This is a genomic window from Kitasatospora sp. NPDC001225 (assembly GCF_053597855.1).
Window position 1 is genome coordinate 1 of the sequence record NZ_JBSFJC010000310.1, and the last position, 3,306, is coordinate 3,306.

The following is a 3,306-nucleotide window of genomic DNA, read 5'->3' on the forward strand; positions in this document are numbered from 1 at the left end:
GTCGAGGGTGCGGTAGTGCGTCCAGGACGGGTCGGCGGTCATCGCGTCGAAGTCCCGGCGGGTGATCTCCGGTTCCAGCCACTCCGTGCCGCAGCGGCAGCCGATCCAGACGTGGCGGCGGTGGTTGATCAGCAGCCAGTCCCGCCGCGCTCGGCAGGTGGGGCAGATGACGGGCATTCCGCGGAGCGCCAGTTCGGTGGGGCACTTCACGAGGCGCACCGCATCCGGGCCGCTCGGCGGTCGGCTGTCGTACTCCAACTGCAGAAGGGAGTCGGAGACGGCGGGGGTGGTGGTCGGGATCGGGGTGCTGGTTGCGCGGCCGTCGGTTCTGGTCACGGGCTCTCCGTTCGGTGTTCGGGTCTTGCGTAACACCTGGTGGGACCGGGTGTCGAGGGGGTTTGTGCCCGGCGGGCTGGGCCGGTTGTTCGCCGGGCCGGTGGGGTCAGCGGCGCGGGGTCGGACGGTGCGGGTCGGTCGCAGGTCGAGCCGGTGCCGGCAGGGCAGGGCGGCCCGGCTTCGCGCCGTTCCTGGTGGTTGCCGGGGCCTGGTGCGGGGGCTCGGGGCTCGCGGGAAGGTCAGCGATGCGGCGGATGCGCCAGACCAGGACGCCGTCACGGCTGTGGGCGGTGTCGAGTTCGCGCCAGGAGGCGGCTTCCTCCAGCAGGGCCTTCGGGTCGTGGCCAGCCCTCTCGGCTTCCGCCAGGACCGCGGCCAGGGCGTCGCGGCCCGGTGCCGACGGCCGCCGGTCGTCGCCGAGGACGGTGCGGATGGTGGTGTCGTGGCGTCGGCGTTCGGCTGCGGGAAGTATGCGGCCGGCCTCGCGCATCGTGCGTATCGGGCTGGCGGCGGCCTGCTGGTACGCGATGCGCAGGTGATCGGCGGCCTGGCGTGAGGAGGCAGCCTGCTGGGCGTGGCCGCGGGCGGAGTGCCAGCGGGCGGCGGCCAGGGTGACCAGGACGAGGGTGGACAGGACCATGGCGGTGGCGCCGCCGTCCTCTCCCCGGCCGAGCGCGCTGCCGGCCTGGACGATGCCGCGGGCGGCGGAGCGCAGGGCCCGGATGTCAGCGGTCTCGGCGCGGACATGGCTTCGGGTGGCGCGCTCGAAGGCGCGGGCGGCTTCTCGGAGTTCGGCGCGAGTGGCGGCCGGGGAGGTCTGGGCGAGGGCGTCGAGGAGTTCGCCGACACCGGTGAGGTGGGCGGCGGCTTCGTCGTCGTCCTGGTCGAGGACGGCGACGGTGCGCTCGGCGATGCCGGCGGCACTCCGGCGGCGGCGGGCGGGAGCGGAGCGGTCAGCGCGGGCCGGGCGGTCGTCCGACTGCGGGGTTCCGGTGGCGGGCGCGGCGTCGAGGCGGCGGCGGATTCGGGGCAGGGAGAGGTCAGGGGCGAGCTTGGACCCGGGGAACCAGATGGGCTCGCCGGTGCGGTTGCGGTCGCCGGGCAGGGCGACGCTGTAGCCGAGGACGTCGCCGGAGGGGGCGTGGCGCAGCTTCACTCGCAGGCCGGCTTCGCGCAGGCGGGTGAAGAACTCCTGCTCGTTGTCGGCTCCGGCGAGGGCTTGGCGGACGGCTTCGCGCAGGGTTTCGCGTGGGGGCTCGGTGCGGCCGGTGCGTTCGGCCTTGAAGTGCTCCTGGCTGGTGGGGTTCTTGGCGGCGGTACCGTCGCCTAGGTTGAGCCGGCGCAGGCCGTACTCCTTCTCGATGAGGCGGGCTTCGGCCTGGGCTTTGCGCTTGTCGTAGCTGAGGGCGGCCAGGCGGCCGTCCTGGCGGACGAGGGTGGCGGCGATGTGGATGTGGTCGGGTGCGTGGCGGACGGCGACCCAGCGGCAGGCGGTGGTGTCGCCTTCGGGGGCGATGCCGGTGGCGTGGACGATGCGCCGGGCGATGGTGGCCCACTCGGCGTCGTCGAGGTGCCGGTCACCGGGGGCGGTACGCAGTGAGCAGTGCCAGATCCTGGTGGCCGGTGCCTGCTTGCCGAGGGCTTTGACCGGGTGGTCGAGCTGGTTGGCGAGCTTGGCGACCTGGTGGCGCTCCGGGTTGGGGCCGGGGTCGGGGGCGAAGTTGTTCCAACTCGCTACGAGATGTTGGTCGGTGTGTTCTTCATGCTTGCCGGGGCCGAAGAGGTAGTCGATGAGGGGGAAGGCTCGGTCGGTTCCAGTACGGATCTTGGGGATCACCGGCGGATGAGCCAGTCGACGGCGTCGTCGAGAGCGTCGATGGACGCTTCGACGCGGGCCAGGAGATGCCGAAGCTCGGCGCCCGGCTGGCCGCCGGCGTTCACGTAGTGGGCCAGCTGGTTGAGGTTGTTGCCGACGGCGCCGAGCTGGCGGTTGGACTCCATGAGTTCCTGGATGCCGCGTCGGTAGTCGGCGACGGCGGCGCTGGGGTCGGTGCTGGCGGCGGCGGCCACGGCGGCGGCAGCGGTGTAGCCGCCGGGGGCGAGGTCGGCTCGGGCGGCGGCGTGCTGGAGGAGGGACCACTCGGGGTCGCTGAAGCGGGGGCAGATGCGGTTGGTGCGCGGCACACCCTGGCGAAGGCGTCGGCGCGGCGTGGCGCGTGCGGCGGTCGGCTGCTGCTCGTCCTCCCCCTTGGTCGGCACCCCTGGGCCGACTTCCCGGTCAGCGGCAGGCCCCCCTGGGTCTGTCGCCGACCGGGGTGCCTGCGCTCCGTTCGGGGCGCAGGCGGGGTAAGGACTCCTTACCCCACAACTTGCTCCGCCAGGAGCCGTGTTGGGGTCATGCTCCAGTCCCTGCGTGGTGCTGTCCTGGCCTCGCTCGGTCATCGGCCGGCCTCGGTTTCGCGCTGGCGGATGTCGAGGAGGAGGTCCTCGATGAAGTCGAGGGCGAGGACGGGGTGGTGGAGGGTCCAGGGGACAGGGTGCCGACCTTGCTGGACGCTGCGAGTGTCGTCGGGGCCGGTTTCGACGCGGTGGAGGTGGCCTCGCTGGTGCAGGACGGCGAGCCAGGAGTCCGCCTCGGCCCAGGTGGCGGGGGTGGTGCGCATGATGGGGTGCTCCCGTTCGGCGGTGGCGCGGGTGGTGACCGCCGGGGTGACCTCGTCGGTCACCCCGGCAGTCGGGTGTCGGTCAGTTCCGGCCGGCGGTGACTGGCTGACCGTGCTGTTCGCGCAGCTGGGCCATCAGGTGCGTCAGGGTCGCGCTGGACAGCGGTATCTGCTGACCTCGGATCGCCTCGGCGACCACCCGGCGGGTCAGCTTGTCCTCCTCCCTGACCGCCTGCCGGGCGATCTTCAGCAGGTCCTCGGTGTCCAGGTCGGGGCGTCGGCCACCGTCCCGGTCGGTGACCGACGC

General features: G+C 73.1%; 4 protein-coding genes and 1 pseudogene. All 5 read right to left on the minus strand.

All coding sequences use genetic code 11. The annotated features are described in order from the left end of the window. A partial coding sequence (locus ACWDCZ_RS39690) for a hypothetical protein (protein ID WP_449818511.1) occupies positions 1–336 on the minus strand: 336 nt, incomplete at its 3' end. Between the two features lie 106 nt (positions 337–442). Next, a complete protein-coding gene (locus tag ACWDCZ_RS39695) occupies positions 443–2,173 on the minus strand; it encodes a relaxase/mobilization nuclease domain-containing protein (RefSeq protein ID WP_387976893.1) in 1,731 nt (576 codons plus the stop codon). Beyond that, positions 2,170–2,595 carry a MobC family plasmid mobilization relaxosome protein gene (locus tag ACWDCZ_RS39700; RefSeq protein ID WP_387976890.1) on the minus strand — a complete coding sequence of 142 codons (426 nt, stop codon included), beginning with the start codon at positions 2,593–2,595 and terminating at the stop codon, positions 2,170–2,172. The genes ACWDCZ_RS39695 and ACWDCZ_RS39700 overlap by 4 nt, the downstream gene beginning before the upstream one ends. Before the next feature lie 179 nt (positions 2,596–2,774). Next, positions 2,775–3,062, minus strand: a complete 288-nt coding sequence (locus ACWDCZ_RS39705) for a hypothetical protein (protein ID WP_449818512.1) — start codon at positions 3,060–3,062, stop codon at positions 2,775–2,777. Between the two features lie 19 nt (positions 3,063–3,081). Next, positions 3,082–3,306, minus strand: a pseudogene (locus tag ACWDCZ_RS39710) (DUF2637 domain-containing protein); the annotation flags it as partial.